Origin of the sequence: Microcoleus sp. PH2017_08_TRC_O_A (assembly GCF_020738665.1) — a bacterium.
GTDB lineage: Bacteria > Cyanobacteriota > Cyanobacteriia > Cyanobacteriales > Microcoleaceae > Microcoleus.
Map to the genome: position 1 here is coordinate 1 of NZ_JAEQCE010000196.1, position 1,988 is coordinate 1,988.

2 protein-coding genes are annotated in these 1,988 nt (G+C 41.1%); one reads left to right on the forward strand and one right to left on the reverse strand.

Translation table 11 applies throughout. The features are described 5' to 3' along the window. Positions 1-1,385 (forward strand): DNA/RNA non-specific endonuclease (locus JGK22_RS33000; protein WP_293314553.1); only part of this gene is annotated, 1,385 nt, incomplete at its 5' end. Positions 1,386-1,524: 139 nt separating this feature from the next. Here JGK22_RS33000 and JGK22_RS33005 read toward each other — a convergent pair. After that, positions 1,525-1,905, reverse strand: coding sequence for a pentapeptide repeat-containing protein (locus tag JGK22_RS33005; RefSeq protein ID WP_293314555.1), 381 nt, complete (start codon positions 1,903-1,905; stop codon positions 1,525-1,527). Positions 1,906-1,988: the final 83 nt, after the last annotated feature.

Sequence of the window (1,988 nt, forward strand, 5' to 3'; positions counted from 1 at the left end):
TCTTTAATCCGCGTAGTTTGTTCCGAAATGCTATTAGTAATGCGATTCCGGGCTGGTCTTTTCACGGCGGTACGTCAAATATTGCGTCGCCGACAAGTAGGTTAGTTGATTGGAGGGATATTCCCGCACTTAACGAACCTCGTACCATCAAGAATGAGAAGGGAGCTAACTTATCACTAAATTACCTGGAACAGTTGGGCATTACTGAACCTAACAATGCCTTGAAATTAACATCGGGAGATAGCATCACACACAATCGCTTTGTCGTGCCTGACTGGGGAACATTACGTTTTAACCTTCATGTTCCTCAACTCAATAACGGAGAACTTAAGGTCTCTATCAAAGGAGATGCACCAGGGTACGACGAATATCAACCTATTGGAGTTATTGTTCTAAGTGCAGCAGAAAATAAAAATTCCAGCTCACAAACTTCTTACCCCTCAGATCGATTCAGGATTGGCTTTGGTACTACAGGATTTGAAACATTTCATATAGATGAGATACCCCAAGACCTGCGAGGAAAATCAGCTACACTAAAGTTTGAATTAAATGGTGGTGAAGTTTTCTTAGATGATGTCTTCTTTAAAAGCACTCACCTCAAATTCGGTAATCCTGCTTACAATGGAGAAGAAGCTCGCCGTGACCCTGCCCAACAAAACAACTACCTATTAGAGAAGCCACAATATACAGTGTCTTACGATAACAACTCTAAAAATCCCAAATGGGTAACTTGGCAATTAAACCGTTCCTGGCTGGGTGAGTTAACAAGAAGCGGTGTATTCAAGTCCGATGAAACCTTACCTATTCCTTTTAGTCCGCTAGTTACAAGTGAGGATTACAAAGGCTATCCAAACAACCTCTACGACCGCGGTCACATGGCAACTTCCGAACAACGAAACCGAGATAAGAAGGATATGTTGTCTACATTTCTTATGACGAATGCACTTCCGCAATACCCTGGAAATAATGTTAGTAGTACCGCGTGGCGAAACCTTGAAGAATATTGCTACCAGTTAGCATTAGAAGGTAAAGAACTTTACATTACTGCTGGTGGATATGGAACATTAGGAACAATTAACGATAAAATGATCAATGTTCCTGATTATACTTGGAAAAATATCTTGGTCTTGGATCACCCGGGTTTAGGCATAAATGATATCACAGCAGCCAACACAAATGTTATCTCTGTAATAACGCCTAATAGACCAGCACCAACCGATTTTTCGACCCCAATACCGCATCCGCTAAATGGTTTGTTGCCATCGTCGGAACATCGTTCTCCTATAACAAGCTTGGCTCAGTGGAGAGATTGGCAAACCTGGACTGTTACGACTGTCGATCTTAAACGTCTTACCGGTCTTGACCTTCTATCCAATCTTGACTAGCTCTTGTGCAGACACTTAGGAGCTAAGTGGAAATAGATTCATTACTTGGTATGGCACAAGAGCATTGTGATTGGCTACCTAAATTTCCGTGACTAGGCTGGCACTAATTTAGTAAATGTTCAATACCTGTTATTTTGTACTAACAACTACTAAAGATTGTTCCATCTGGCATTGTGGCATTGTTGAAATTAATCCGTTCTAGCCGTAGACTTATTATCCCACGTATAACAATCCCTTCTGCACCTATAAGGCAAGCATTACTCAGGTTAACATTTTCCATAGAAACATCTTCTAGTTTGCTCCCACTGAAATCGGCTCTGCGAAAGTCAGTATTTGTGATTAAAACCTGTAGCAGATAGGCCCCCCTCAAATTAGCATCTGCTAAATTACTGTTATCAATACGGCATTCAAATAGATGAACACCTGTCAAATAGGCATTTTCTAAGTTAATACTTTCTAAGGAGAGACCACTCAAGTACGCACCAGACAGACTTGCCTGCCAGAAGTTAGGGGCTTGCAATTAAATATAACCCCAGTTATCCTAGAAGAGTAGGAACCAAAAAATCTGACATAAGTGGTTGTGACTTCTGTAAGTGGGATGCT